The sequence below is a fragment of the Jiella pacifica genome, assembly GCF_010500815.1.
Taxonomy (GTDB): domain Bacteria; phylum Pseudomonadota; class Alphaproteobacteria; order Rhizobiales; family Rhizobiaceae; genus Jiella; species Jiella pacifica.
Window position 1 is genome coordinate 175,807 of the sequence record NZ_JAAAMG010000003.1, and the last position, 24,557, is coordinate 200,363.

General features: G+C 66.9%; 22 protein-coding genes and 1 pseudogene. 13 read left to right on the forward strand and 10 right to left on the reverse strand.

The annotated features are described in order from the left end of the window. Positions 1-15: 15 nt before the first annotated feature. The gene (locus GTK09_RS05550) at positions 16-936 is read right to left on the reverse strand and encodes a DUF1499 domain-containing protein (protein WP_163461736.1); all 921 of its coding nucleotides are present in this window, start codon (positions 934-936) and stop codon (positions 16-18) included. A 146-nt stretch (positions 937-1,082) separates the two neighbouring features. After that, positions 1,083-2,711: a long-chain-fatty-acid--CoA ligase gene (locus GTK09_RS05555; RefSeq protein WP_163461738.1), complete on the reverse strand. Its 1,629-nt coding sequence runs from the start codon at positions 2,709-2,711 to the stop codon at positions 1,083-1,085. A gap of 166 nt (positions 2,712-2,877) precedes the next feature. Here GTK09_RS05555 and GTK09_RS05560 point away from each other — a divergent pair, with 166 nt between their 5' ends. Beyond that, positions 2,878-3,291 carry a hypothetical protein gene (locus tag GTK09_RS05560; RefSeq protein WP_163461740.1) on the forward strand — a complete coding sequence of 138 codons (414 nt, stop codon included), beginning with the start codon at positions 2,878-2,880 and terminating at the stop codon, positions 3,289-3,291. Positions 3,292-3,330: 39 nt separating this feature from the next. Here the strand turns inward: GTK09_RS05560 and GTK09_RS05565 are convergent, their stop codons facing one another. Then, positions 3,331-3,969 (reverse strand): NrsF family protein, encoded by a 639-nt coding sequence (locus GTK09_RS05565; RefSeq protein WP_163461742.1) that lies wholly within the window; start codon positions 3,967-3,969, stop codon positions 3,331-3,333. Continuing rightward, positions 3,969-4,523: a sigma-70 family RNA polymerase sigma factor gene (locus GTK09_RS05570; RefSeq protein ID WP_163461744.1), complete on the reverse strand. Its 555-nt coding sequence runs from the start codon at positions 4,521-4,523 to the stop codon at positions 3,969-3,971. Before GTK09_RS05570 ends, GTK09_RS05565 begins: the two co-directional genes overlap by 1 nt. Before the next feature lie 119 nt (positions 4,524-4,642). Here GTK09_RS05570 and GTK09_RS05575 point away from each other — a divergent pair. Further along, positions 4,643-5,062: pseudogene (locus GTK09_RS05575) on the forward strand (DoxX family protein); the annotation flags it as partial. Positions 5,063-5,180: 118 nt separating this feature from the next. On the opposite strand, the gene GTK09_RS05580 reads toward GTK09_RS05575, so the two are convergent. The 3 genes from GTK09_RS05580 to GTK09_RS05590 form a co-directional block, all read right to left on the reverse strand. Further along, entirely contained in the window at positions 5,181-6,758 is a 1,578-nt protein-coding gene (locus GTK09_RS05580) for an FAD-dependent oxidoreductase (protein WP_163461746.1), read from the reverse strand. A 157-nt stretch (positions 6,759-6,915) separates the two neighbouring features. Further along, positions 6,916-7,623: a L,D-transpeptidase gene (locus tag GTK09_RS05585; RefSeq protein WP_163461748.1), complete on the reverse strand. Its 708-nt coding sequence runs from the start codon at positions 7,621-7,623 to the stop codon at positions 6,916-6,918. A 231-nt stretch (positions 7,624-7,854) separates the two neighbouring features. Continuing rightward, entirely contained in the window at positions 7,855-8,517 is a 663-nt protein-coding gene (locus tag GTK09_RS05590) for a haloacid dehalogenase type II (protein ID WP_163461750.1), read from the reverse strand. Positions 8,518-8,733: 216 nt separating this feature from the next. Between GTK09_RS05590 and GTK09_RS05595 the strand changes: the two genes are divergently transcribed. The 4 genes from GTK09_RS05595 to GTK09_RS05610 all read left to right on the forward strand — a co-directional run bounded on the left by GTK09_RS05595 (position 8,734) and on the right by GTK09_RS05610 (position 12,514). Next, on the forward strand, positions 8,734-9,609 hold the full coding sequence (locus GTK09_RS05595) for a branched-chain amino acid aminotransferase (RefSeq protein WP_163461752.1): 876 nt from the start codon (positions 8,734-8,736) through the stop codon (positions 9,607-9,609). A gap of 171 nt (positions 9,610-9,780) precedes the next feature. Further along, positions 9,781-10,383 carry a superoxide dismutase gene (locus GTK09_RS05600; RefSeq protein ID WP_163461754.1) on the forward strand — a complete coding sequence of 201 codons (603 nt, stop codon included), beginning with the start codon at positions 9,781-9,783 and terminating at the stop codon, positions 10,381-10,383. 355 nt (positions 10,384-10,738) lie between these two features. After that, on the forward strand, positions 10,739-11,203 hold the full coding sequence (locus GTK09_RS05605; protein WP_163461755.1) for a c-type cytochrome: 465 nt from the start codon (positions 10,739-10,741) through the stop codon (positions 11,201-11,203). 357 nt (positions 11,204-11,560) lie between these two features. Next, positions 11,561-12,514 (forward strand): Hint domain-containing protein, encoded by a 954-nt coding sequence (locus GTK09_RS05610; protein WP_163461758.1) that lies wholly within the window; start codon positions 11,561-11,563, stop codon positions 12,512-12,514. Between the two features lie 170 nt (positions 12,515-12,684). Here GTK09_RS05610 and GTK09_RS05615 read toward each other — a convergent pair whose 3' ends face one another. From GTK09_RS05615 to purM, 3 genes are all read right to left on the reverse strand, one after another. After that, entirely contained in the window at positions 12,685-13,089 is a 405-nt protein-coding gene (locus tag GTK09_RS05615) for an I78 family peptidase inhibitor (protein ID WP_163461760.1), read from the reverse strand. 180 nt (positions 13,090-13,269) lie between these two features. Then, on the reverse strand, positions 13,270-13,968 hold the full coding sequence (gene purN / locus GTK09_RS05620) for a phosphoribosylglycinamide formyltransferase (protein ID WP_163461762.1): 699 nt from the start codon (positions 13,966-13,968) through the stop codon (positions 13,270-13,272). Beyond that, the gene (gene purM, locus GTK09_RS05625; RefSeq protein WP_163461763.1) at positions 13,965-15,035 is read right to left on the reverse strand and encodes a phosphoribosylformylglycinamidine cyclo-ligase; all 1,071 of its coding nucleotides are present in this window, start codon (positions 15,033-15,035) and stop codon (positions 13,965-13,967) included. Before purM ends, purN begins: the two co-directional genes overlap by 4 nt. Before the next feature lie 263 nt (positions 15,036-15,298). On the opposite strand from purM, the gene GTK09_RS05630 reads away from it, so the two are divergent. From GTK09_RS05630 to GTK09_RS05660, 7 genes are all read left to right on the forward strand, one after another. After that, entirely contained in the window at positions 15,299-15,856 is a 558-nt protein-coding gene (locus GTK09_RS05630; protein ID WP_163461764.1) for a CDP-alcohol phosphatidyltransferase family protein, read from the forward strand. A 175-nt stretch (positions 15,857-16,031) separates the two neighbouring features. Further along, positions 16,032-17,201 (forward strand): AI-2E family transporter, encoded by a 1,170-nt coding sequence (locus GTK09_RS05635; protein ID WP_163461765.1) that lies wholly within the window; start codon positions 16,032-16,034, stop codon positions 17,199-17,201. Positions 17,202-17,209: 8 nt separating this feature from the next. Further along, positions 17,210-17,878 (forward strand): HdaA/DnaA family protein, encoded by a 669-nt coding sequence (locus GTK09_RS05640; RefSeq protein WP_163461766.1) that lies wholly within the window; start codon positions 17,210-17,212, stop codon positions 17,876-17,878. 346 nt (positions 17,879-18,224) lie between these two features. Further along, positions 18,225-20,441: an RNA degradosome polyphosphate kinase gene (locus GTK09_RS05645; protein ID WP_376767956.1), complete on the forward strand. Its 2,217-nt coding sequence runs from the start codon at positions 18,225-18,227 to the stop codon at positions 20,439-20,441. Positions 20,442-20,469: 28 nt separating this feature from the next. Continuing rightward, the gene (locus GTK09_RS05650; protein ID WP_246217726.1) at positions 20,470-21,948 is read left to right on the forward strand and encodes a Ppx/GppA family phosphatase; all 1,479 of its coding nucleotides are present in this window, start codon (positions 20,470-20,472) and stop codon (positions 21,946-21,948) included. Positions 21,949-22,000: 52 nt separating this feature from the next. Next, positions 22,001-22,501: a cupin domain-containing protein gene (locus GTK09_RS05655; protein WP_163461974.1), complete on the forward strand. Its 501-nt coding sequence runs from the start codon at positions 22,001-22,003 to the stop codon at positions 22,499-22,501. 226 nt (positions 22,502-22,727) lie between these two features. Continuing rightward, positions 22,728-24,539 carry a chloride channel protein gene (locus GTK09_RS05660; protein ID WP_163461768.1) on the forward strand — a complete coding sequence of 604 codons (1,812 nt, stop codon included), beginning with the start codon at positions 22,728-22,730 and terminating at the stop codon, positions 24,537-24,539. Positions 24,540-24,557 lie beyond the last annotated feature (18 nt).

Sequence of the window (24,557 nt, forward strand, 5' to 3'; positions counted from 1 at the left end):
GCCGGGGCCGCACGCTCAGGGGGAGGTCGACACCTGGCCGGAGAGCGCCTCGTCGAGATCGGCGAACAGCCCTTCGAGAAAGCGCCGGTTCTGGCCGAAGTCGACGTCCATGTCCCTTGATGTCGAGCGGGCATCGACGAAGGTCTCGTTGCCGTCCTCGACGACGCGGATGGTCACCGTGCTCGGCAGGCCGAGGAGGAAATCGCGCGCCGTCGCGACGATCGTGTACTGGTCGCTGTCGCGCGTTCCGACGAGATCGGCGGCGCTCAGCTGCTCGGCCTGTTCGCGGAATGTCGGGAGCGGCACGTCCACCGTCCCGCTGACGCCGAGATCGCCGGTTTCCGTTTCGCTCTCCGGGACGTTCGGATCGCCGAGGGCGACGTCGTCGACTTTCCATGTCTTGTCGGCGAGGACGAGGCGGACCGCCTTGTAGATTTCCGGGGCGGCGGCGAGATAGCGCCGGCCGGTGACGACGCTCGGCGGATCCTCGGCGCTGATCGCCCGCTGCCAGCGGGGCACGGTCTGGCTTGGGGAATCGATCACCAAGGCGACGGCGTCGGGTTCCATGCCCTCCGTATAGGCGACGTTGGCACGGGGATTTTCGGCCGCCAGCCAGGCGGCGAGGGCGAAGGGCGCGAGGGCGACGAGCGAAAGCGCAAATGCCGCGATCGCCCTGCCGCCGCCGAGGAGGCCGGAGAACCACACCCGCACAAGGCTGTAGACGGCAATCAGAAAGGCGGCGGCGGCCATGACGGCCGAAAGCAGCAGGAGGCCCGCGAGGCCTTGCGGGTCGATGCCGCCGAAGCGGAAGACGGCGAAACCGGCGACGACGACGACGATCGCGAACAGCGCCAGCCAGCGGGCGAAGCCTGCCAGCTTCAGCCGCTTGTGCACGTAATGGCCGGAAACCGGCAGATTGGCGAATGCCATCGTCATCGGACGCGCCCGTGGAAGTTCATGGGGGCCATTCTAGACCATGACTGCCGGACGTGGGAACCAGTTGCACCGGGACACGCGCCGGAATCATGCGTACGGATCGTTCCTCCTCGCGCCTCGGCGCTTCCCCATCCAGCCGCCGCCAATCACGCCGTGGGCAGGACATAGTCGCGAAATTCGTCCCTCAGCGCCGTCTTGCGGATCTTGCCGGCCGCCGTATGAGGGATCTCGTCGACGAAGACGACGTCGTCCGGCATCCACCATTTGGCGATCTTGCCGTTCAGAAAGCCGAGCACGTCCTCCTTGGTCGGCTCCCGCCCCTCCCGCTTGACGCACACGAGCAGCGGCCGCTCGTCCCACTTGGGATGAGAAAGGCCGATGACCGCCGCCTCGGCGACGTCCGGATGGCCGACGGCGACGTTCTCGATCTCGATCGACGAGATCCACTCGCCGCCGGACTTGATGACGTCCTTCGCCCGGTCGGTGATCTTCATGTAGCCGTGCTGGTCGATATGGGCGACGTCGCCGGTGTCGAACCAGCGCTCGTCGTCGAAGAGTTCGGCGCCCTGGTCCTTGTAGTAGGCTTTCGCGACGGCCGGCCCGCGCACCTTCAGCCGGCCGAAGGTCTTGCCGTCGCGTGGCAGCGTGCGGTTCTCGTCGTCCGTCACCTTCATCTCGACGCCGAAGGGAGGGAACCCTTGCGTCTCCTCGACGGCGAGGAGGTCGTCGCCGGTCAGACCCGCATATTCCGGCTTGATGGCGCAGAGCGTCCCGAGCGGGCTCATCTCGGTCATGCCCCAGGCATGGACGACCTGCGCGCCGTAGCGGTTCTGGAAGGCCTCGATCACCCGGCGCGGGCAGGCCGAGCCGCCGATGATGACGCGTTCGAGGTCCGGCAGCTCGCCGCCATGGGCTTCGAGGTGCTGCAGGAGCATCAGCCAGACGGTCGGCACCGCGGCGGTGCAGGTCACCCGCTCTTCGGTGAGCAGCTGATAGACCGAAGCGCCGTCCATCTTCGGGCCGGGCATGACCAGCGTCGCCCCGGTCATCGGCGTCGTCAGGGCGATGCCCCAGCCATTGGCATGGAACAGCGGCACGATCGGCAGCATGCGCGAGGACGAGGAGATGTTCATCGCGTCCGGTGCCTGCGCGATCATCGAATGCAGGACGTTGGAGCGGTGGGAATAGACGACGCCCTTGGGATTGCCCGTCGTGCCGGAGGTGTAGCACATGCCGGCCGCGGTGTTTTCGTCGAACTCCTTCCAGGCGAAGTCGCCGTCGGCGCCCTTCAGCCATTCCTCGTAGGCGACGGCGTTCGGAAGCTTCGTCTCGGGCATGTGCTGGGCGTCGGTGAGGACGATCACCTTCTTCAGGCTGGCCACCTTCGGCGCCAGGGCCTCGATCAGCGGCAGGAAGGTCAGGTCGACGAAGACGAGCTTGTCCTCGGCGTCGTTCATGATCCAGGCGAGCTGCTCGGGGAACAGCCGCGGGTTCAGCGTGTGGTAGATCGCCCCGATGCCCATGATGCCGTACCAGCATTCCAGATGCCGCCAGGTGTTCCAGGCCATGGTGGCGATGCGGTCGCCGAGGCCGTACCCCTCGCGCTCCAGGAGCTGGGCGATCTTGAGCGCCCGTCCGCGCACCTCGCGATAGTTGGTCCGGTGCATCGGCCCCTCGACCGAGCGGCTGACGACCTCGCGCAGCGGGTGCTCGTTCGCCGCGTGGTCGATGACCTTCGAGCACAGAAGCGGCCAGTCCTGCATCAGTCCGCGCATGCTTGTTCCTCCCCGTTCGATGCAAGGCTCTCCCGGCCCCGCTTCTCCTCCCGGCAGAGTGTGGCGAATTGCAGCGCCTTGTCCAGTCGCGCTCAGGTGGACAAAGTTTGGACACCTCCCGCCGTCACAACCGCCGTCAAGGGTCGGAAAACACGAAGGGTTCGACATGCAGATGGATCAAGCGGTCGAGGGCGATCCGTTCGAGGCCGGCGAGGGCGTCGAGGCGGTCGAGTTCGAACTGGCGCTCGGCGCCGGCGATGTCGGCGAAACCGGCTTCGAGGACTGCGTGCGGCGGGCTGCCGAGATGATCGGCGGCGAGTTCCTTTTCGCCATGCCGACGGACGGCTCCTTCGAGGATGCCAGCGAGATCGCCGCCATCCATATGGGCGAGGCAGGCGAGAGCCGTGGGCGGGTGTTCTTCGCCGTGCTCAACGCCGATGGCGACGCGATGCGGGTGGCCGATCGCGAAGAGGTCGGCGACCGCTTCCACGGCTTCGCGCGCGCCTTCGTCGGCGTTTTGTCCCGCATCCGCGACGAGATGCCGTCCTTCGGCCAGATGGAGCCGAAAGGCGAGGCCTGAGGCGGGTTCGTCGTCCCGGGCGGAGTGCGCCCGGGGGCGCTACCAGCGCAGGAGCCGGCTGCCGGCGAACGCACCAGCAGCCACGAGGATCGCGGTCGCCAGCGGATACCAGATGGCGACGAAGAGCGGCGAGTCGTCCGAGCAGTGCGCGGCGTAGAAGAACGCGGAAATGCCCGATGCAGCCAGCCCGGCCACGGCGCCTGACATGGCAGGCCGTGTCGGCGCCTGCCGCGACAGGGCGTAGAGGAACAGGACGAGGACGGGCGCTCCCATCGTGGGAATGGCGATCAGACAGTTGATCGCATTCCGGCCGATCGCCCGCGCCGGCCAAAATGCCTCGGGCACGACGAGGAGTTCGACCCCGACGGCGATCAGGAGCACCAGCGCCGGCATCGCCAGCCACTTCATGCGGGACGAAACCGGCCGGCCAGGCCGAGCGAGAGCGGCGAGGACTGCCAGCGCGGCCACAGCGAGGAGCCCCGCCAAGACGAACTTCATGTCGAAGCGGACCGTCGAGAGCGATGCGACGAAGTTGGCCCGCGGGCCGAGCATCGGCATGAAGACCGCGAAGGCGAGCAATGGTGCTAGCACGGCCGCAAGCCAAAGCGGCAGTGCGAGCTCTTGTCTGCGGCGGGTCGCCTGGCCTGCCAGATCCGCGATCAACTGGTCCGTCTGCATCAATTTCTTCCGAATTTCCTGGCGATCGCCGAGAGACCCCGGTGAAACGCCACTCTGACCGCCCCCTCGCTCATGTCGAGCTCCTCGGCCGTCTGGCTGATCGACTTGCCCTCCACCGACAGCGCCGACACCACCGCCCGCTGCCGTCCGCCCAGCGAGGCGACCGCCCGGCTGACGTCATGGGCGACTGCGGTCGGCGCGCCGGCGGGATCCTCGAACACGTCGCCCATCCCGGCGATGTCGATCTCGATTCGCTTGCCCCGCCGGCGGTAGGCATCGATCGCCTTGTACCGCGCGATGGCGAAGAGCCACGGTCCCACCGGCTCGCCCGGCCGCCAGGTGTGGCGCTTGGCGTGGACCGCCAGGAGGATCTCCTGGACGAGGTCCTCGACGTCGAAGCCGGCCGAATGGCGCGGCATGCGCTGCGCGGCAAACCGCCGGACGATGATCGCCGCATCGGTCAAAAACGTCCGATAGGCTTTCTCGTCGCCCGCCAGCGCGCGCCGCAGAAGGTCGTCGAGCCCCTGAAGCTTTGACGAGGAGGCAGGCTGCATTGGGGTACTTTCGAAGCGGTCCGGGACTTTGTTTCGAGCATGCCGATTTTTTTCGTTGCTGGCATCGCTTTGCCTTCACTTGCGCGTGAAGGGAAGGTGACGTCGTAACGGAATTTCGAGCGAGGCGCTTCGCCCTCGCCGTCCCCTTCTTCAAGTCGGACCTGACCAGATGGGACGGCTTCCTGCAGCTGCATCCCGGCGCGAAATACCTGTTTCAGCAGGAGTTCAAGCTCCACATCCTCGGAGGCCAGTTCGCTTATCCGTTGCCGCTCGTCTCGGCATCGCTCGCCGGCATCGCCGAGATCGTCCTGCCGATCTTTCTCGTCCTCGGCCTCGGCACGCGCTTTGCCGCCGTGGCGATCATGGCGATGACAGTGGTGATCCAACTGACCATCCCTGACGGCTGGGCGAACTTTCACCTGCCCTGGGCGGCGATGGCCCTCGCGCTGGTCGTCTATGGCGGCGGCAGGCTTTCGCTGGACGTGCTGCTGATGAAGCGGCCGTCCGGCAGCGGCGGGCCCGCAACGCGCCCCATCTGACCCGAAAGTCCGTCCAGGAAGTCCTCGGCTGAAGATGAGCGCCGCACAGCCGACCAGAAGGCCATTCCGGACGGGCTCTGAGGCGTGGGAGGCAGGATCGCCTCCCGCAACGCCGTCCTCAAAGCAGCTGCTTGGGCTGCCACCCGACCGCGTCGAGGCTGGTCTTCGACGGGGTCGGGTCCGACGTCAGCATCAGGCCGTGGAGGTCGGCTGTGACGTCGGCCTTGCCGCGGCCGAGGGCGGCGATTACCCGGCCGTCCTTGATGTAGAAGGCGGTGTAGCTGCCGGCGTCGAGATCGCCCTCGATATGGCACTCGTCATAGTCCTTGGCGTGGCCGACATAGTGGATCGGCCCGTATTGCGCCGACCAGAAGAACGGGATGCCGGTGAAGGGGCTGGTCTCGCCGAGCATCGCCCGGGCGGCATGGCGGCCGTGCTGTTCGGCGACACGCCAGTGTTCGATCCGTGTCGCGTAATCGCGCCCGTGCAGCGGGAAGTTCGCGACGTCGCCGCCGACATAGAGGCTGGCGTCCACTGACAGATCCGGCCCGACGTCGACGCCGCCGGCCACTTGTGCTGCCTCGCCGAAGATCGACAGCCGCGGCTTGGCGCCGACGGCGATCAGCACCATGTCGGCCGGCACCTCCTCGCCGCTCGAAAGATGCACGGCGCTGAGATGGCCGCGCTTCTCTTCGAATGCCGCGACGCCGGTGTTGGTCTTGACGGTGACGCCCTTGGCCCGGTGCTGGCCGACGATCTGCCCGGCGACGGCGTCGCCCCATTTGCTCGCAAACGGCAGCGTTTCCTGCGAGACCACCGTCACGGTCTTGCCGTTTGACGCGAAGCCTGCGGCGGCCTCCATCCCGATGAAGCCGGAGCCGACGATGACGATGGCCTGCGCTGCATCGGCCGCCGTCTTCAGCTTCTTGCCGTCGTCATGGGTGCGCAGGGTGAAGACGTTCGGCAGATCGGCGTTCTTGACGGGGAGGCTGGCGGAATCGCTGCCCGGCGCGGCGAAGCAGCGATCATAGACGAGGCCCTCACCGACGCCCGTCTTGCCGGTGAAGTGAATGGTGCGGTTCTCCGCGTCGATCCGTTCGACCTTCTCGGTGATCCGCTCGACGCCGATCGCGTCCAGCCCTCCTGTGCCGACGAGGGGAAGATCGTCGTCGGAGGTCTTGCCCGCCAGATAGGTCTTCGACAGCGCGGTGCGGTCGTAGGGCGTCTCGCCGTCGTCGGAGAACATCACGATGCGCCCGTCGAAGCCTTGGCGCACCAGTTCCTGCGCGCAGGCGAGACCGCCCGCGCCGCCGCCGACGATGGCGAAGATCCGGTTGCCGCCGGCCCTGCGCTCTGAGGGATCGACCTCCGGCCGATGCTCGCCGGCACCTTCCGGCAACTCGACGAGGACGCGGCCGTCGATCACCGCCGTCTCGAAGCCGGTGAGGCACCCTTGGCCGGGCGGCTCGATGTGATCGCCGGTCGCAAGGTCGAAATTGGCGTGGTGCCATGGGCAGATGAGGCGGTTGCCGACGCGCGTGCCGTTCTTCAGCGGCGCCCCCTTGTGAGTGCAATGGGCGCCGGTGGCGAACACGTGGTCGCCATCGCGGGCAAGCAGGATCTTGATCCCGCCGGCCTCGACTTCGTGAAGGCCGTCCTCGGCAAGGTCGGTAAAAGCGGCGACGTCGTGTTGCATCGAACCCGTCCTGTCTGTCTGGAATGGTTCGAAGCCAACGGTGCCGCTGGCCGGGGGTTCCAAGCGGCGAGACAGGGCGGCGAACGAAAAAGGCGAGCTGCCGGAGCCGCTCGCCTGTCGTCATTCGCTCGTCGTCGGACGCTGTTTCGCCGGCGCCTTAAACGTAGACGCCAGCCCGCACCAGCACCGGGGAGCCGACCTTCACGCGATCGTACAGGTCGATGATGTCCTGGTTCATGAAGCGGATGCAGCCGGAGGACTCGTTGGTACCGATCGTCCAGTATTCCGGCGAGCCGTGCAGCCGATACAGCGTGTCGCGCCCGCCCTGGAAGAGGTACAGCGCCCGGGCGCCGAGCGGGTTCATGATGCCGCCGGGCATGCCGCCCGCATATTCGGAAAGTTCCGGCTTGCGCTGGATCATCTCGCGCGGCGGGGTCCATGTCGGCCAGATCCGCTTCATCCGCACGTCCGCGCGGCCGCTCCAGCCGAAGCCCTCGCGCCCGACGCCGACGCCGTAGCGCATCGCCCGGCCGCCGGGCATCACGTAATAGGCGAACTTCGCATCGGTATCGACGACGACGGTGCCGGGCTTTTCGCCGGTGGGGTCAGCGACTTCGCGGCGCAGGAACTGTTCGGGGACGCGGTTGAGGTTGACGGCCGGAATGACCTCGCCATTGTCGACCATCCGGCCATACATGGCTTGGTAGCGCGAACTCCCGTAGGTTCCGCCGCCGGAGAAGGCGGTGAGGGACGCGATGCGGGCGCGCGTCGAACTGGAGCAGCCGGAGGCAGCAGCCAATGCGCCGATGCCGGCAATCGAAAGGAAGCCGCGCCGCGACAGGGCACGATCGTTGTTTGCGGTCATTTGTCCAGCCTAATTCTTCTTGTTGGGATCTCGGCCATCGTAGGGCCGAGCCTTTAGCAAATCATTCTACACGAACAATCATCGGGCCGTTCGGTTCCGCGATCACAGACCGTTGAAATTGCGGGACTTCAATCGTTGGTGTGGCAGTGATGCCATGACTGCGGACAGGTGGGGAGGTTGCGGGTTCGGCGGCTGCAGCCGGAGCGGGCGGTCCGTGCCCGCCGGTCGATGTCAGAGCCTTGCAGGCAAGGTCTTCAGATCGGGCAGGATCGCGTCGGGTGCAAGGTCGAGATATTCGTCGGGCTCGCTCCGGCGGTTGATCCACACGGTGTGGAAGCCGAAGCGTCTGGCGCCGGCGACGTCCCAACGGTTCGATGATTGGAAGGACACGGCATCCGGATAGAGGCGGAAATGCGTCGTCACCATCTCGTAGACGGCCGGCGCCGTCTTGTAGGTCCCGCAGTCCTCGGCCGAGAAGATCTCGTCGACCAGGGTTTCCAGACCCGCGGAGCGAACCGCCCGGGCGAGCATGTCGCGCGACCCGTTGGAGAGGATCGCCACGCGCGCCTCGCGCTCCTTCAGCGCGCGCAGCGTTCCTGGCACTTCCTCGTAGCAGTCGAGATCGCGATAGGCCTCGATGAGCGGTGCGCGGAGCTTCGGATCGACGCCTCCGACTTTCTCGAACGCGTAATCGAGGGCGTCCTCGGTCAGTTGCCAGAAATTCCGGCTGCCGTCGCCCATCAGCCCCCGAACCCAGGAATATTCGAGCTGCTTGCGCCGCCACACCTCGGCGAGTTCGCGGCCGGCTTCGCCGATCTCGCCGGCATGCTTGGCGACGGCGGCGCCGGTGTCGAACAGGGTTCCGTAGGCGTCGAAGACATAGACCGAATGCAAGGCGAGGTCCCTTTTCGGCTGGCGGCGGGAGGTTGCAGCGGGAAGATGGTGCAGGGGTCGTTTGTCGCCACGGCACGGCGATTGAAAAGTCACGCTGTCGGCGCTACGCCGATACCATGGCCCGGGCGCTCATCGTCGCCGAAGCGGTTTGCGCGCGAGGAAATCCTGCAGAGGTCGACGCGCCGCCGCACAAGGGGGCCGAGAGGAGAGATACCGATGTCGCACGCGTCCAACGCCTCGGAGCTTCGCACCCGCACCTTCGTCGACGGCACCTGGCACGATGGCAGCCCGGCGCTGGTCGGCCCGAAGAGCCACGTCATGTGGATGGCCTCCTCGGTGTTCGACGGGGCCCGCTGGTTCGACGGCGTCGCCCCCGACCTCGACCGCCATTGCCGGCGGGTCAACCGCTCGGCCGAGGCGCTCGGCCTGAAGGCCACCGTCGCGGCCGAGGAGATCGAGGCGCTGGCGAGACAGGGCCTGGAAGGTTTTTCCGGCGAGACGGCGGTCTACATCCGTCCAATGTACTGGGCCGAGGCCGGCGGCTACATGGGCGTCACCGCCGATCCGGATTCGACGCGCTTCTGCCTCTGCCTCTACGAGACGCCGATGCTCGAGCCGGCCGGCTTTTCCGTCACCGTCTCGCCGTTCCGCCGGCCGACGCCGGAAACGATGCCGACGCTCGCCAAGGCTGGCTGCCTTTACCCGAACAACGCCCGGGCGATCTTGGAAGCCCGGGATCGCGGTTTCGACAACGCCCTCGTCCTCGACATGCTCGGCAACGTCGCCGAGACCGGCACGTCGAACGTCTTCTGCGTGAAGGACGGCATCGTCTATACGCCGATCCCGAACGGCTGCTTTCTCAACGGGATCACCCGGCAGCGGGTGATCGCGCTCCTGCGCGAGGCCGGCCGCGAGGTAATCGAGAAGAGCCTGACACCAGCCGAGTTCATGGCGGCGGACGAGGTCTTCTCGACGGGCAATCACTCCAAGGTCGTGCCGATCAGCCGGATCGAGGGCCGCGAACTGCAGCCCGGGCCGGTCTACCGGCAGGCCCGCGAGGCCTACATGGCCTTTGCCCGAAAGGGCCACTGAGCCGCCGATCCCGCCGACGGCCGGCCTCTCGAACACCCGAGGCCCGAAGTGCTTCCGAGTGGCCGACGAGCGGTGGACGGACAATCATCGCCACCTATGTTTCTCCCCAAAGCGGATGCGCCTTCGTGAGGGTGCCCCGCAAAGACCAATCACTTCAGAAGGAGACGGACCATGGCTTTCCAATTGCCCGAGCTTCCCTACGCCTATGACGCGCTGGGCCCCTACATGTCGAAGGAGACCCTCGAGTTCCACCACGACAAGCACCACCAGGCCTATGTGACCAAGGGCAACGAGCTCGCCGAGAAGGCCGGCATGGCCGATCTCTCGCTGGAAGAGATCGTCAAGAAGTCCTACGGCACCGACCAGGCGCTGTTCAACAATGCCGGCCAGCATTACAACCACATCCACTTCTGGAAGTGGATGAAGCCGAACGGCGGCGGCAAGAGCCTGCCCGGCAAGCTGCAGGCCGCGTTCGACTCGGATCTTGGCGGTTACGACAAGTTCAAGGCCGATTTCGAGGCCGCCGGCGCCGGCCAGTTCGGCTCGGGCTGGGCCTGGGTCGCGGTCAAGAACGGCAAGCTCGAAATCATGAAGACGCCGAATGGCGAGAACCCGCTGGTCCATGGCGCGACGCCGATCCTCGGCGTCGACGTGTGGGAGCATTCCTACTACATCGACTATCGCAACGCCCGGCCGAAGTACCTCTCGGCCTTCGTCGACAACCTCGTCAACTGGGACTACGTCCTCGAATGCTACGAGAAGGCGGCCGGCTGAGGCTGCTGCCGGCGGGGCAGGTCCCGCAGCTTTCCTGATGTCGCAACGGCTCCGGCGTTATCGCCGGGGCCGTTTTCGCTTCACAGGACGGGTTTGAAGGGGAAGGCGGATCGTTCGTCTCTGGCATCGCGTCCCCACGGAATGTCTCGGTCGAAAGACGTCGGTGGCGCCGGGGCAGACGCAGAGAAACGTTCCTGACTGTCTGCCCCCCATGACCGACGCAGGCGCCCGTCCGGATCCGGACAAGCGTTCGTGAGCCGGCTCTTCGTCCTTCCCCCGTTGCCGCAGACTGGAAGACTTCCAAATTCTGCCACGGTGCCGCAGATGACGCGGTGTAGCCGAGGAGCTTCCAGACATGACGAACAGACGCCCTTTCAGCCTCGCCGTCCTCGCCCTTTGCGGCGCTGCGGTGCTCGCCGTCCCGGCGCTCGCGCAAAATCTCGACGCGATCGAAAAGCGCCAGCAGCTGATGAAGGACAACGGCAAGGCCGCCAAGGCGGCCGGCGCGATTCTGAAGGGTGAGGCCGAATTCTCGCCGGACAAGGCGACGGAGATCTTCACGCAGATGCACGAGATCTCGGTGAAGTTCGGCGACTATTTCCCGGAGGATTCCAAGACCGGCGGCAAGACCGAGGCCGCGCCCGCCATCTGGGAAAAGCCGGAGGCGTTCAAGGCCGCCCTCGCCAAATATCAGGAAGACACCCAGGCAGCGGTCGACGCCGCGCCGCAGGACGTCGACACCTTCAAGCAGGCCTTCGGCATGGTCGCGCAGAACTGCAAGGGCTGCCACGAGGACTTCCGCATCGACACGGACAACTAAACCTGTCGTTCATTGGAAGGTGACGTGCCCTGCACCGTCAGCTTCGATGGGCCGGGTCCGGCCCATCGATCGGTCGCCGTTCCCATCGTCCGTGATCGACCCGCTCCTGAACCGCCCATTCTCTCGAACCGCCCATCGACGTCCCTGACGGCGGCTCGTACCCACTCTGACCGTCGTCCTTCGCTTCGCTGGTTTCACCGCGCATCACCGCTCATTCGGGTCACGGCGTCGACCGCGAGGTCTGCGATGGGCTGCGAGGGGGCATACCTCCTACCCTGCGGGCAGTCGCTTTCCGATTGAAGGTAATTTTCGCTTATAGTATCTCAGGTGAACCGTTCCTCCCTGAGAGTGTGGGTGATGGCCGAGACCAAACCAATCTACTTGGCTGCCGCGATCGTCAATCCGGATGGATCCTTCACCGCGTCCACGGGCATCGCCTGGTACACCGTCAGCGACAATGTCCAGGAGGACGCGACCGACTCCCTCACGCAGCTGGGTGACGTCGCCGACGAGTCCTTCGTCGCCGTCTCGGCGTCCGATACCGCCTTCACCTTCACCTATGTCGCAGCGACGGCCAACGGCGACGGGTTCATCGGCAAGTTCACCGGGAACGGGAAATACTATCTCTTTCAATATTACTCCGATTACCCGTCCGGTCAGGCCATTTCGGTGCTCGACCAACCCTTCACCATCCAGTGTTTCACGACGGGCACCAAAATTGCGACGGCGCGCGGCGAGGTTCCCGTCGAGCGATTGCTTGTCGGCGACATGGCCGTGACCGCCGGTGCGGCGGAGCGTCCCATTCTCTGGATCGGCCGGCGGACGATCGACTGCACCGGTGAAAACGCCCACAGGGCTCCCGTCCGGGTCCGGGCAGGGGCCTTCGGCGCAGGCGTTCCAAAGCGCGACGTGTTCGTGTCGCCCGGCCATCCCGTGCTGGTGAGGCAGGGGGATGTCGAGGTGCTCGTCCCGATCATGAATCTGATCAACGGCACGACCATCGAGCGGACGTCGATGCCATCCGTGACCTACTGGCATGTCGAACTCGACCAGCACGACATCCTGCTTGCCGACGGCCTGCCGGCCGAAAGCTTCTTCGACATGGGCTCGCGCGGCTGGTTCGACGACGATCTCGACGACGTGCTTGCCGATCCCGATCTGATCCCCTCTGGCCAGCACGGCCGCTGCCGGGAAATCGCCGTCGACGGTCCGCTGATCGAAGCCGAGCGTCGACGTCTCGCCGATCTTTTCTATGCCGACCTCGCCGCCCAATGCGCCTGGCCGACCGCCGGGCAATATGCGACCTCGTGACATCATGAGCCGGGAGGCGGGGTCGTTCTGCGCGGTGGTAACTCAAGGCCAAAGATCCGAAGACGGCCGCAATCCTCTTGCGGCCGCGCGTCGATGGCGGGGGCTTTGGGGCCGCGCTCGCCTGCACGGCCGCCAACTTCCGGTCGCGCCGTGCGCTGAAAGTGGCGTGCTCAGCCGCAGCGGACGCTGGTGATTCTGTTTTCGTCGTTGGTGTCGAGGTTCAGGCGGCCGGGAAGGAATTCCTGAGTGACCGGCTGGTTGGGGAAGAGGATGCGCACCTCCTCGGCCCCCGTCGCCTCCTTGGCCCGGTCGGCCGTGACGCTGGTGGCGAGTTCGCCGACGACGAAGCTCGCGGCGGAGGCATTGCAGCTGCCGCCCGTTCCGCCGAGCGCGGCGCCCTGTCCTGCCGGTGGTGCGACACTGCCGCCCGGTTGCCCGCCGAGCGTCGAACTGCCGGCAGGGGAAAGCGGCGCTCCGGCGGTGGGCAGCGGTGCGGGACGCCGGTCCGTGCTCGAACAGGCGCCGCTCGCAAGGGCGATCATGATGATGGCGGCGGTGGCTAGTGGCTTCGGCATGGGGCCTCTCCTGTCGCTTCGCGTGCTTGCGTCTTCATCTCGTCTTCATGTCGCCGCGGGTGGCAGCTCGGCGGCCCGGTCGGTCCGGCTCGAGCGATCCGGTTCGATCGTTCCGGCAAACCTCTGCAACTACGGACGTCATGGTCTAGCCGCGAACCGGGCAATTGTTCCGGTCGCGCGTCAGTTTCGTCTCGCATCCGGCGACAGCAGGATCTGCGGCATCCGCGCAGGTTCCTCCTCGTCGGGCGGCAACTGCGCCCGCCGGCGATGGGCGGCCTGGCCGTTGACCATCCTCACCTCGCCGTTCAGCACCATCCTCAAGGCGTGCGGATAGAGCCGGTGCTCGGCCCGCAGCAGCCGCTCGGCCAGCATCTCGGCGGTGTCGCCCGGTTCGACGGCGATCGCCGCCTGGGCGATGATCGGCCCCTCGTCCATGCGCTCGGTCACGTAATGGACCGTGCAGCCATGGATGCGCATGCCGGCGGCAAGCGCCCGGGCATGGGTGTCGAGACCGGGAAACAACGGCAGGAGGGACGGATGGATGTTGATCATCCGGCCCTCGAAGCGGCGCACGAAGTCGTCCGTCAGGAGCCGCATGTAGCCGGCGAGGCAGATCACGTCCGGCTGCGCCGCCTCAAGCACGTCGAGGACGGCACGCTCGTGGGCCTCGCGGCTCTCATAGGCCTTCTGGTCGATGGCGTGGGCGGCGATGCCGTGGCGCCTGGCCATCTCGAGGCCGCCGGCATCCGGCCGATTGGCGATCACCAGCACCACCTCGCCCGGAAAGTCCGGATCCATGCAGGCGGCGATGATCGCCCTCATGTTGGAACCGCGGCCCGAGATCAGCACCGCGATGCGCTTGCGTCCGGTCCGGCTCATCGCGCCGACGGCTCGCCGGTGAAGACGACACCTTCGCCGTCCCGCGGCACCAGCCGGCCGAGCGAGACGACGCTCTCGCCGGCACCCTGCAGCATGGCGGCGGCGGTGGCCGCGTCGGCTTCAGTGACGACGACGATCATGCCGACGCCGCAATTGAAGGTGCGCAGCATCTCCGGCGTGGCGATGCCGCCCGTTCGTTGCAGCCAGGAAAACACCGGCGGCATGGCGAGGGCGGCAAGATCGATCTCGGCGGCGAGATGGTCCGGCAGGACGCGCGGGATGTTTTCCGTGAAGCCGCCGCCGGTGATGTGGGCGAGCGCCTTGATGCCGGCGCCGCCCCGGATCGCCTGAAGCAGTGGCTTGACGTAGATCCGGGTCGGCTCGAGCAGCGACTCGCCGAGGCTGCGGCCGGCCTCGAAGGGGGCGGGTGCGTCGTAGGCAAGGCCGCTCGTCTCGACGATGCGCCGGACCAGCGAATAGCCGTTGGAGTGAATGCCCGAGGAGGCAAGGCCGAGGATCACGTCGCCGGCGGCCAGCAGCTCCGTCTGCGGCAGCAGGCCGCCGCGCTCTGCGGCGCCAACGGCAAAGCCGGCGAGATCGTAGTCGCCCTTCGCGTAGAGGCCCGGCATCTCCGCCGTCTCGCCGCCCAGAAGCGCGCAGCCGGCGATCCGGCAGCCTTCCGCGATGCCCTTGACGATCGCGGCGCCTTCCGCCGGATCGAGGCGGCCGGTGGCGTAATAGTCCAGGAAGAGCAGCGGCTCGGCGCCCTGGACGACCAGGTCGTTGACGCACATGGCGACGAGATCGATGCCGATCGTCTCGTGCCGGCCGGTCTCGATGGCGATCTTCACCTTGGTGCCGACGCCGTCATTCGCCGCGACCAGGATCGGATCGGCAAAGCCCGCCGCCTTGAGGTCGAACAGGCCGCCGAAGCCGCCGATCTCGCCGTCCGCGCCGGACCGCGCCGTCGAACGCACGAAGGGCTTGATCCGCCGGACCATGTCGTTGCCCGCATCGATATCGACGCCGGCGTCGCGATAGGTCAATGAATTGCGCTTGTCTGCCATCTCGCTCCGCGCCCCTTTGGACGGGAGTTGACACGATCGAAAGCTGCGAGCAAGACCCGCAGGATGGTCCAGGCTCTCGCAAGCAGTGTTTTGGCAGTGGCTCCAAGGGCCCGCCCGCTGTCGCGGCCGGCGGGAATGCCCGCTCTGCAAGGGTGGTCGACGCCGCGGCGGGCGGTGCCGGAGGGGGCGGCGCAGCGGGTGAGGACGCAGCGGTCGAGGGTGCTGCGGCAGGCGGCGAACGATCACCCGTACCGAGGCGCCCGATGACCATCCCGAACCTCATCTCGATCGCCCGACTGTTCGCCGTCCCGGTGATGATCTGGGCGCTGATCGACGGCCGATTCGGCCTCGCCTTCGTCATCTTCGTCGTCGCCGGCATATCCGATGCGGTCGACGGCGCCATCGCCCGGCATTTCGACCAGCAGTCGACGCTCGGCCTCTATCTCGACCCGATCGCCGACAAGGCGCTGCTCGCCGCCGTCTTCATCAGCCTCGGCGTCCTCGGGCGGCTGCCTGACTGGCTGGCCATCGCGGTGGTCAGCCGCGACGTGCTGATCGTCTCGGCCTTCCTGCTCTCCTATGTCATGGGATGGCCGATGGAGGTGCGCCCGCTCTTCGTCTCCAAGGCGACCACGGCGGCGCAGATCGTTCTGGCCGCCACCGTTCTCGGCGAAGCGGCGTTCGGGATCGACCTCGGACTTGTCACCGATATTCTTCTCGTCGTGACGCTGATCTTGACCGTCGCCTCCGCGGTTGCCTATCTCCTCGACTGGCTCCGGCACATGGCCTCGCCAGGCGGGCCTGAACGCCGGAACGGCTAGAACGCAAAGACGGCGAGTGGAGCGGGTTCAAGATTCGTCGCATCCGCCCGGGAGCTTGGCGAGACCTTCGACTTCGAGCCCGCATGCCGCCATATGTCCGACGAATGTCCTGCGGATCCGCCAGTCGGGCAGGCATTCCCTCTCACGAACTCTCCAGATCAGGACACCAGGACCCATGACCGACCAGAGCGCGCTGATCAAGCGTCAGGTTCTGTTCTGGAGCGTCGCGGCCTTCGTGGCGGTGCTGCTGCTCTGGCTGTTTTCCGGCATTCTCCTGCCATTCGTCCTCGGCATGGTGATCGCCTATTTCCTCGATCCGGTGGCCGACTGGCTGGAGCGGCGCGGGGTTTCGCGGCTCTGGGCGACGGTTCTCATTCTCGGCCTGTTCGTGCTGATCTTTGCCGGCGTTCTCGTCATTCTCGTGCCGGTGATCGCCAACCAGATCGGCGGCCTCGCCACTCGCGTCCCCGAATATGTGGACCGGATCCAGACGATCATCGAGAGCATCCGCTCGAGCTCGATCGGATGGCTGTTGCCGGAGGGCGAGGCGAACCTGAAGCAGGATCTCGCAACTCTCTTCAGTGAGGGATCGGGGATCATCTCGTCCTTCATCGCCTCGCTCTGGTCGTCGTCGCTCGCCGTCGTCAATTTCGTCTCGCTCTTCGTCGTGACGCCGGTCGTCGCCTTCTACATGCTGCTCGACTGGGACCGGATGGTCGACAAGATCGACGACTGGGTGCCACGCCAGCACGTCGGCACGGTGCGGCGCCTGTTCCGCGACATCGACCGCTCCGTCGCCGGCTTCCTGCGCGGGCAGGGGAGCCTGTGCCTCATCCTCGGCACCTTCTACGGCGTCAGCCTGTCGCTCGTCGGGTTGAATTTCGGGCTGCTCATCGGCCTCTTCGCCGGCCTGGTCTCCTTCATTCCCTATGTCGGCTCGATCAGTGGCCTGTTGCTTTCGGTCGGTGTCGCGCTGGTGCAGTTCTGGCCGGAATGGCCGTGGATCGTCGCCGTCGCGGCGATCTTCTTCGTCGGCCAGTTCTTCGAGGGCAACATCCTGCAGCCCAAGCTGGTCGGCGCCTCCGTCGGGCTGCATCCGGTCTGGCTGATGTTCGCGCTGCTCGCCTTCGGCGCGATGTTCGGTTTCGTCGGGCTCCTGATCGCGGTTCCCTCGGCGGCCGCCGTCGGCGTCCTCGTCCGTTTCGCCCTCACCCAATATCTGCAGAGCGCCATGTATTTCGGCCGCGAGCCGACCCATGAGGAGGCGGTGATGATCGACAACGACATCGTACCGCCGGCTATTCCCGGGCGGCCCGGCTCCGCCGGCGTCGACCGGCCGGTCTGAGGCGGACGATGGCGAGGCAACTGCCGCTCGATCTTCCGCACAGCCCCTCCCATTCGCGTGACGATCTCGTCCTGTCGGCGGCCAACCGCCTGGCTGTCGAGGCGGTGGACGCCTGGCCGTCCTGGCCGCATCCGGTGCTCTTCGTCTCGGGTCCGCCGGGCTCCGGCAAAAGCCATCTCGCCGCGGTCTGGGCCGGGCAGGCGGGGGCCGTCGCTGCGGGCCGCGACGCCGTCGGATCGATCCTGTCGCAGCGCGATTTTCGTGTCGTCGTCGACGACGTCGATCGTGGCAACCTCGACGAGCCGGCGCTGTTCGCTTTGGTCAATGCCGCCCGGCTCGGCGGCGGGTCGCTGCTTCTGACCAGCCGGATCGCGCCGTCGGCGATCCCGTTCGCGACGCCCGACCTGCGCTCGCGTCTCGCCGCCGCGACGACCGCCCGCCTCGGAGCGCCCGACGACGCGCTGCTTACCGGGGTCCTGGCAAAGCTCTTCGCCGATCGGCAGATCGAGGTCGAGGCGGCGGCGCTGGGCTATCTCGTCGCCCGGATGGAACGCTCGCTCGACGCGGCCCGGCAAATCGTCGCGGCGATCGACCGGGAGGCGCTGGCCGAAAAACGGCGGGTCACGCGGCCGTTGCTGCGCCGCGTTCTGGAGCAGGGGGGCTGGCATACGGGCTGATCGCCATGTCATGAAACCGTCTTGCCCGATGGTTAGGCGAGGGGCAGATGAAGGGGATGAGACGATGAGCGACGAGGACGGCACCCGCACCCCGGAGAGCCCGGCAGAGACCTCGGCGGAGGGGACGCCGGCGAGCGAAGCCTCGCAGCCCGAGGCCCCCGCCAAGCGGGCCCCGCGGCGCCAGCGATCGGCCCCTGCCGCCAGCCGCACCCGCACTCGCACCCGGACCTCCGCCGCCGCCGCATCCAAGGCGAAACAGGCCGAGCCCGACGCCGACAGGCGCTCGGCAGCCGTGGCCATCAACATCGAGCCGGCCATGCACGAGACGACGGATCCGACCGCGGCGCTGGTCTCCGAAGCCGCGATGATCCTCGCCGACGTTCCCGCAGCGAATCAGCAGTCCGACAGGCCGGCCGGCGGCGACGCCGAACTGCCGGCGGACCGCTACATCAACCGCGAACTGTCCTGGCTGCAATTCAATCGCCGGGTTCTCGAAGAATCCCAGAACGAATCCCATCCGCTGCTGGAGCGGGTGCGGTTCCTGTCGATCTCGGCCGACAATCTCGACGAGTTCTTCATGGTGCGCGTCGCCGGCCTCGCCGGGCAGGTGCGCGAGAAGGTGCCGGTGCGCTCGATCGACGGGATGACCCCGCAGGAACAGCTCGACCGGATCCTTGAGGCGGTCAGCGAGCTGCAGAGCGAGCAGCAGGCCTCCCTCGCCGGGCTGATGAAGGCGCTGCGGGCCGAGAAGATCATGATCGTCGGCGCCGGTGACCTCAAGGGCGAGGACCGCGCCTGGCTGCAGCGCGTCTTCGAGGAACGGATCTTCCCGATCCTGACGCCGCTGTCGGTCGATCCGGCCCATCCGTTTCCCTTCATCCCCAATCTCGGCTTCTCGATCGCCCTCTCCCTGGTGCGCGAGCGTGATTCCGCCGGCATGAACGCGCTGCTGCGTCTGCCGGTCGCCCTGCAGCGCTTCATCGAGATGCCGGTGACGGATGCGGGTGTCGCGCGGCTCGTGCCGATCGAGAGCGTCGTCGCCCTGTTCATCGGCAAGCTCTTCCCAGGTTACCGGGTCAAGGGATCCGGCACCTTCCGCATCATCCGCGATAGCGACATCGAGGTCGAGGAAGAGGCCGAAGACCTCGTGCGGCTGTTCGAGAGCGCCTTGAAGCGCCGCCGGCGGGGTTCGGTCATCCGCATCGAGTTCGATTCGGTGATGCCGGAGACCCTGCGCAACTTCGTCGCCGCCGAATTGGAAGTGCCGGAAGCGCGCATCTCGGTGATGGACGGCATGCTGGCGCTCGATTCCATGTCGCAGCTGTGCAAGCTGCCGCGCGACGATCTGAAGTTCCCTCCCTACATCCCGCGCTTCCCCGAGCGGATCCGGGAGCATAACGGCGACTGTTTCGCGGCGATCCGGGAAAAGGACATCATCGTCCACCACCCGTACGAATCCTTCGACGTGGTCGTCCAGTTCGTCCGCCAGGCGGCGGCAGATCCCAACGTCATCGCCATCAAGCAGACGCTCTACCGCACCTCGAACGACTCGCCGATCGTCCGCGCCCTGATCGACGCCGCCGAGGCCGGCAAATCGGTGACGGCCCTGATCGAGCTGAAGGCGCGCTTCGACGAGGAGGCGAACATCCGCTGGGCCCGCGACATGGAGCGGGCGGGCGTCCAGGTGGTGTTCGGCTTCATCGAGAAGAAGACCCATGCCAAGCTGTCGCTGATCATCCGGCGGGAGGAGGGGCGGCTCGTCAGCTTCTGCCACATCGGCACCGGCAACTATCATCCGATCACCGCGAAGATCTACACGGACCTGTCCTACTTCACGGCCGATCCGGGCATCGCCCACGACGTCGGTCTCGTCTTCAACTACATCACCGGTTATGCCGAGCCTTCCGAGGTGAAGCGGCTCGCCGTCTCGCCGGTGACGATGCGTTCGAAGATCATCGGCCACATCGAGGACGAGATCGCCCATGTGAAGGCCGGACGGCCGGGCCAGATCTGGATGAAGATGAATTCGCTGGTCGATGGCGCGGTGATCGACGCACTCTACCGGGCGAGCCAGGCGGGCGTCGAGATCGATCTCGTGGTGCGGGGCATCTGCTGCCTGAAGCCGCGGGTGCCGGGCTTGTCCGACAACATCCGCGTCAAGTCGATCGTCGGCCGCTTCCTCGAGCACAGCCGGATCTTCTGCTACGGCAACGGCCACGGTCTGCCATCGGAACAGGCGATCGTCTATCTCGGCTCGGCCGACATGATGCCGCGCAATCTCGATCGGCGGGTCGAGGTGCTGGTGCCGATCACCAACCCGACGGTCCACAGCCAGGTCTTGTCGCAGATCATGCTGGGCAATATCCTTGACAATCAGCAGAGCTGGTCGGTAGCTGCGGACGGGTCATCGCGCCGCATCGTCGCGTCGCCGGGGGAACAGCCGTTCAATGCCCAACGTTACTTCATGACCAACCCGAGCTTGTCGGGCCGGGGCAAAGCGCTGAAGACGGATGCTCCAAGACTCATCGCAAGACAAAAGGCCGAGCACGGCCGCTTTGACTGAGCTTCCCGCTCTCGGTCGCTTGCCTGGAATGAAGCCGGTCGCAGTCATCGACATCGGCTCCAATTCCGTCCGTCTGGTGATCTACGAGGGTCTGGCGCGCTCGCTGACGGTGCTGTTCAACGAGAAGGTCCTGAGCGGTCTCGGCAAGGGGCTGGCCCAGTCCGGCCGGCTCGATGGCCAGGCGGTGGAAAGCGCCCTTGCGGCGCTGCGCCGCTTCGCCCTGCTCGCCAAGCAGGCGGGCGTCGAGGACGTCTATCCGATCGCCACGGCTGCCGCCCGCGAGGCGCAGAACGGGCCGGACTTCATCAAGGCGGCCGAGGCCGCGCTCGGTCGCGGGATCACCATCCTATCGGGGTCCGACGAGGCCGACGGGGCGGCCCATGGCGTGCTGGCCGGCTTCCACCGGCCCGAGGGCATCGTCGGCGACCTCGGCGGTGGCAGCCTCGAACTGATCGAACTGACGGTGGAGGGCCTCGGCACCGGCATCACGACGCCGCTCGGCGGGCTTCGTCTGCGCGATCTGTCCGGCGGCGACCTCGCCAAGGCCCAGAGCATCGCCGACAGCCACATCTCCTCCTCGAGCCTCGCCGGCAGGGGAGTGGGCCGGCCGTTCTACGCCGTCGGCGGCACCTGGCGGAACCTCGCCAAGCTTCACATGGAGCAGCAGGGCTACCCGCTGCACGTGATGCACGCCTATGAGATCCCGACGGCGGGGCTCGACGGCTTCCTCGATGCCGTGGTCAAATCCGATCCGGAAAAGCTGCCCGGCATCGCGGCGGTTTCGAAGTCCCGGCGGGCGCTTCTCGCCTTCGGTGCCGTGACGCTGCGAAGCGTCATCCGCTTCGTCGAACCGGACAGGATCGTTCTGTCGGCCCTCGGCCTCCGGGAGGGGTTCCTCTACGCCAAGCTGAGCGAGGAGGAGCGCGCCAAGGACCCGCTACTCGAAAGCGCCCTGGAACTCGCCATCCTGCGGTCACGCTCGCCTCAGCATGCGCGCGAGCTGGTCGACTGGAGCCGCCGCAGCTTCGAGGCGCTTGGCATCGACGAGACCCCGGAGGAGGAGCGCTTGCGCATCGCCGCCTGTCTTCTCGCCGACATCGGCTGGCGCGCCCATCCGGACTATCGCGGCAAGCAGGCGCTGTCGATCATCGCCCATGCGGCGATGCCGGCGGTGGATCACCGCGGCCGGGCCTTTCTCGGCCTCACCAATTTCTACCGCCACGAGGGCAGCCTCGAACAGCAGCACATTCCCGAGCTGGAAACGCTTGCCGGCGACCGTCTGCTCAGGCGCGCCCAGATCCTCGCCCTCCTGTTCCGTGTGACCTACCTGTTGACCGCGTCGATGCCCGGCGTCCTCGACCAGTTCAAATGGGTGCAGGATCCACGCGGCGGCTTCACTCTGGCGATCCCGCCAGCTCTCGCCGATCTCATCGGCGAGCGGCCGGAAGGCCGGCTGCAGCAGTTCGCCAAGGTCGCCGGCCAGGCGCTGCGGATCGAGGCGCGCTGAAGCCAGGCGTCATGGTAAGCGCCGAGACGATGTCGGAACGAAAGGCTGCGTGATGCAGACGATCGAGCTTTCCCCGACCGACACGATCCCCAACAACCCGTTGCCGCTTGTCGTCCTGCCGGGTGCGATCGCACCCGAGGCGGCAGAGCCCGAAGCCGTGATGGCGCGCCTTCAGCAGAACGGCTGGCAGGGCACCTGGGTCTACACCGTCTTCGACTATTGGCACTACCACGCCGAGGGCCACGAGGTTCTCGCCTGCGTCTCCGGCGAGGCGGTCATCGGCTTCGGCGGCGACGGCGACGGCGGAGCCGAGATCGCGATGAAGCCCGGCGACGTGGTGATCATTCCGGCCGGGGTCGGCCACAAGCGGCTGTCCGGCGGCGACGGCTTCCAGGTCGTGGGTGCATACCCGCCCGGCCAGAGCGGCGCCATCACCAAGGCGGGCGGCATGGCGATCGACGAGGCCGAGCGAAAGATCGCGACCTTGACGCTGCCGGATCGCGATCCCGTCAGCGGTGAGGCGCCCGGGGCGCTCGCCGCCTGGCGCGACTGAGGATCGGGGCGGCTTCGAGACCGCGGGCCCGGACTTTGCGGCGGCGGCCCGGTGCGCGGCAGGCGGAGCGGGACCGTATCGACGGCCGAGCACCGGTCCGTCCGGCAGATCGTGGAAATAACTGACGGGAACGGCCAGTTTTTGCCGCTTCGCCCTTCCGCTTGGCGGCGAAGGATGAAATAGAGGGGGCCTCCGTGAACTCCCAGCCGCAAGTCAGTCCAGCCTCATGTCCGTCGTCGATTCTCCCGTTTCTTCCGCTGCGACCACCGCATCGGAGGCGGAGGCGCCGCCCGAGCGGGAGGTGACGCTGAAGGTCATGCTGGTTCTTGCGCTCGTCGTCGGCATCGTCGCGGGCGTCGGTGCGATCTTCTTCAAATATCTGATCGCGGTCATCTACAACCTCGCCTTCTACGGCGTCTTCACCCTCCACCTCGATCCGAACGCCTACGGGCCGCCAAGCCCGTGGGGCGCCGGCATTATCCTCGTTCCGGTGATCGGCGGCCTCGTCGTCGTCTGGCTGGTGCGAAGCTTCGCGCCGGAGGCCAAGGGCCACGGCGTGCCGGAGGTGATGTTCGCGATCTACCACCAGAACGGCAACGTCCGCGGCGTCGTCGCCCTGGTGAAGTCGCTGGCCTCGGCGATCTCGATCGGCACCGGCGCCTCGGTCGGCCGCGAGGGGCCGATCATCCAGATCGGCTCGTCCTTCGGTTCGACCTTCGCCCGGGCGCTGAACCTCGTCCAGCATCAGAAGATCACGCTTTTGTCGGCCGGCGCCGGCGCCGGCATCGCGGCGACCTTCAACACCCCGCTCGGCGGCGTCCTGTTCGCCTCGGAAGTGTTGCTCCCGGAGGTCTCCACCCGCACCTTCCTGCCCGTCGTCGTGGCGACGGCGACGTCGACCTATGTCTACCGCGCCGTGATGGGTGTCGAATCGGCCTTCGTGGTGCCCTTCGACGGGCTCGCCCAGGGGCATGTCGTCAACGGCGCGGAACTGCTTCTGGCAGCGCTTCTCGGCGTCCTCATGGGGCTGGCGGCCTGGGCCTTCGTCAAACTGCTCGCCAAAGCCGAGGACGTGTTCGAGGAATCGGGCATCAACCCCTATCTGCAGAACGTCATCGGCATGCTCTCCGTCGGCCTCCTCGGCTACGGCTTCCTGCAGTTCACCGGCCATTACCACGTCTACAGCGTCGGTTATTCGACCATCCAGGACGTTCTCAGCGGCGGCATGACCACCGCCTGGCTGCTCTTGCTGCTGTTCGTCGGCAAGCTCTTCGCCACCTGCCTCAGCCTCGGCTCGGGGGCCTCCGGCGGCATCTTCTCGCCGAGCCTGTTCATGGGCGCGACGCTCGGCGGGGCGGTCGGGGTGGTCGGCGAGGCACTGCTTCCGGGCGCCGGCATCACGCCGACGACCTTCGCCATCATCGGCATGGGGGCCATGGTCGGCGGCGCCACCTCGGCGGCGATGACGGCGATCGTGATGATCTTCGAGATGACGCGGGACTACGAGATCATCCTGCCGCTGGTGCTCTCCGTCGCGCTGGCGATCGGCGTTCGCCGGGCGCTGACCACCGCCGACATCTACACGATCAAGCTGCGCAACCGCGGCAAGCCGATCCCGACCGATCGCACCACCAACATGTTCCTGGTGCGCCAGGCGAGCGAGGTGATGTATCGCGACTTCGTCGTCCTGCCCGGCTCGATGACTGTCACCGAGGCGCTGAAGCAGATCGAGGTCCACAAGACCCGCGTCATCACCACCGACGGCACCCGCATCACCGGCTTCGTGCGCTTCGGCACGATCGCCTATCAGGCCGATCGCTTCGCTCGGCAGACGCTCGGCGACATCGCCTCGTCGGAGTTCATCATCGCGTCCAACGGCAACAACCTCAACACCGTGATCACCCGGATGAACCGGCGGGGCCGAACCTATGCGATCGTCGTGCGCGAGAGCCGCGGTCTGCCCCGGCCGGAGGACATCGTCGGGATCATCGGTCGCGAGGAGATCGCCAACGCGCTGGTGCGCAACCATTACGGCTGACGGCGGCGGCGAGCCTGA

Excerpts from the sequence above, each read along its gene's own strand:
- GTK09_RS05550 (WP_163461736.1), bottom strand. The coding sequence starts at position 936 with ATGACGATGGCATTCGCCAATCTGCCGGTTTCCGGCCATTACGTGCAC.
- GTK09_RS05555 (WP_163461738.1), bottom strand. The coding sequence starts at position 2,711 with ATGCGCGGACTGATGCAGGACTGGCCGCTTCTGTGCTCGAAGGTCATC.
- GTK09_RS05560 (WP_163461740.1), top strand. The coding sequence starts at position 2,878 with ATGCAGATGGATCAAGCGGTCGAGGGCGATCCGTTCGAGGCCGGCGAG.
- GTK09_RS05565 (WP_163461742.1), bottom strand. The coding sequence starts at position 3,969 with ATGCAGACGGACCAGTTGATCGCGGATCTGGCAGGCCAGGCGACCCGC.
- GTK09_RS05570 (WP_163461744.1), bottom strand. The coding sequence starts at position 4,523 with ATGCAGCCTGCCTCCTCGTCAAAGCTTCAGGGGCTCGACGACCTTCTG.
- GTK09_RS05580 (WP_163461746.1), bottom strand. The coding sequence starts at position 6,758 with ATGCAACACGACGTCGCCGCTTTTACCGACCTTGCCGAGGACGGCCTT.
- GTK09_RS05585 (WP_163461748.1), bottom strand. The coding sequence starts at position 7,623 with ATGACCGCAAACAACGATCGTGCCCTGTCGCGGCGCGGCTTCCTTTCG.
- GTK09_RS05595 (WP_163461752.1), top strand. The coding sequence starts at position 8,734 with ATGTCGCACGCGTCCAACGCCTCGGAGCTTCGCACCCGCACCTTCGTC.
- GTK09_RS05600 (WP_163461754.1), top strand. The coding sequence starts at position 9,781 with ATGGCTTTCCAATTGCCCGAGCTTCCCTACGCCTATGACGCGCTGGGC.
- GTK09_RS05605 (WP_163461755.1), top strand. The coding sequence starts at position 10,739 with ATGACGAACAGACGCCCTTTCAGCCTCGCCGTCCTCGCCCTTTGCGGC.
- GTK09_RS05610 (WP_163461758.1), top strand. The coding sequence starts at position 11,561 with ATGGCCGAGACCAAACCAATCTACTTGGCTGCCGCGATCGTCAATCCG.
- GTK09_RS05615 (WP_163461760.1), bottom strand. The coding sequence starts at position 13,089 with ATGCCGAAGCCACTAGCCACCGCCGCCATCATCATGATCGCCCTTGCG.
- purN (WP_163461762.1), bottom strand. The coding sequence starts at position 13,968 with ATGAGCCGGACCGGACGCAAGCGCATCGCGGTGCTGATCTCGGGCCGC.
- purM (WP_163461763.1), bottom strand. The coding sequence starts at position 15,035 with ATGGCAGACAAGCGCAATTCATTGACCTATCGCGACGCCGGCGTCGAT.
- GTK09_RS05630 (WP_163461764.1), top strand. The coding sequence starts at position 15,299 with ATGACCATCCCGAACCTCATCTCGATCGCCCGACTGTTCGCCGTCCCG.
- GTK09_RS05635 (WP_163461765.1), top strand. The coding sequence starts at position 16,032 with ATGACCGACCAGAGCGCGCTGATCAAGCGTCAGGTTCTGTTCTGGAGC.
- GTK09_RS05640 (WP_163461766.1), top strand. The coding sequence starts at position 17,210 with ATGGCGAGGCAACTGCCGCTCGATCTTCCGCACAGCCCCTCCCATTCG.
- GTK09_RS05650 (WP_246217726.1), top strand. The coding sequence starts at position 20,470 with ATGAAGCCGGTCGCAGTCATCGACATCGGCTCCAATTCCGTCCGTCTG.
- GTK09_RS05655 (WP_163461974.1), top strand. The coding sequence starts at position 22,001 with ATGCAGACGATCGAGCTTTCCCCGACCGACACGATCCCCAACAACCCG.
- GTK09_RS05660 (WP_163461768.1), top strand. The coding sequence starts at position 22,728 with ATGTCCGTCGTCGATTCTCCCGTTTCTTCCGCTGCGACCACCGCATCG.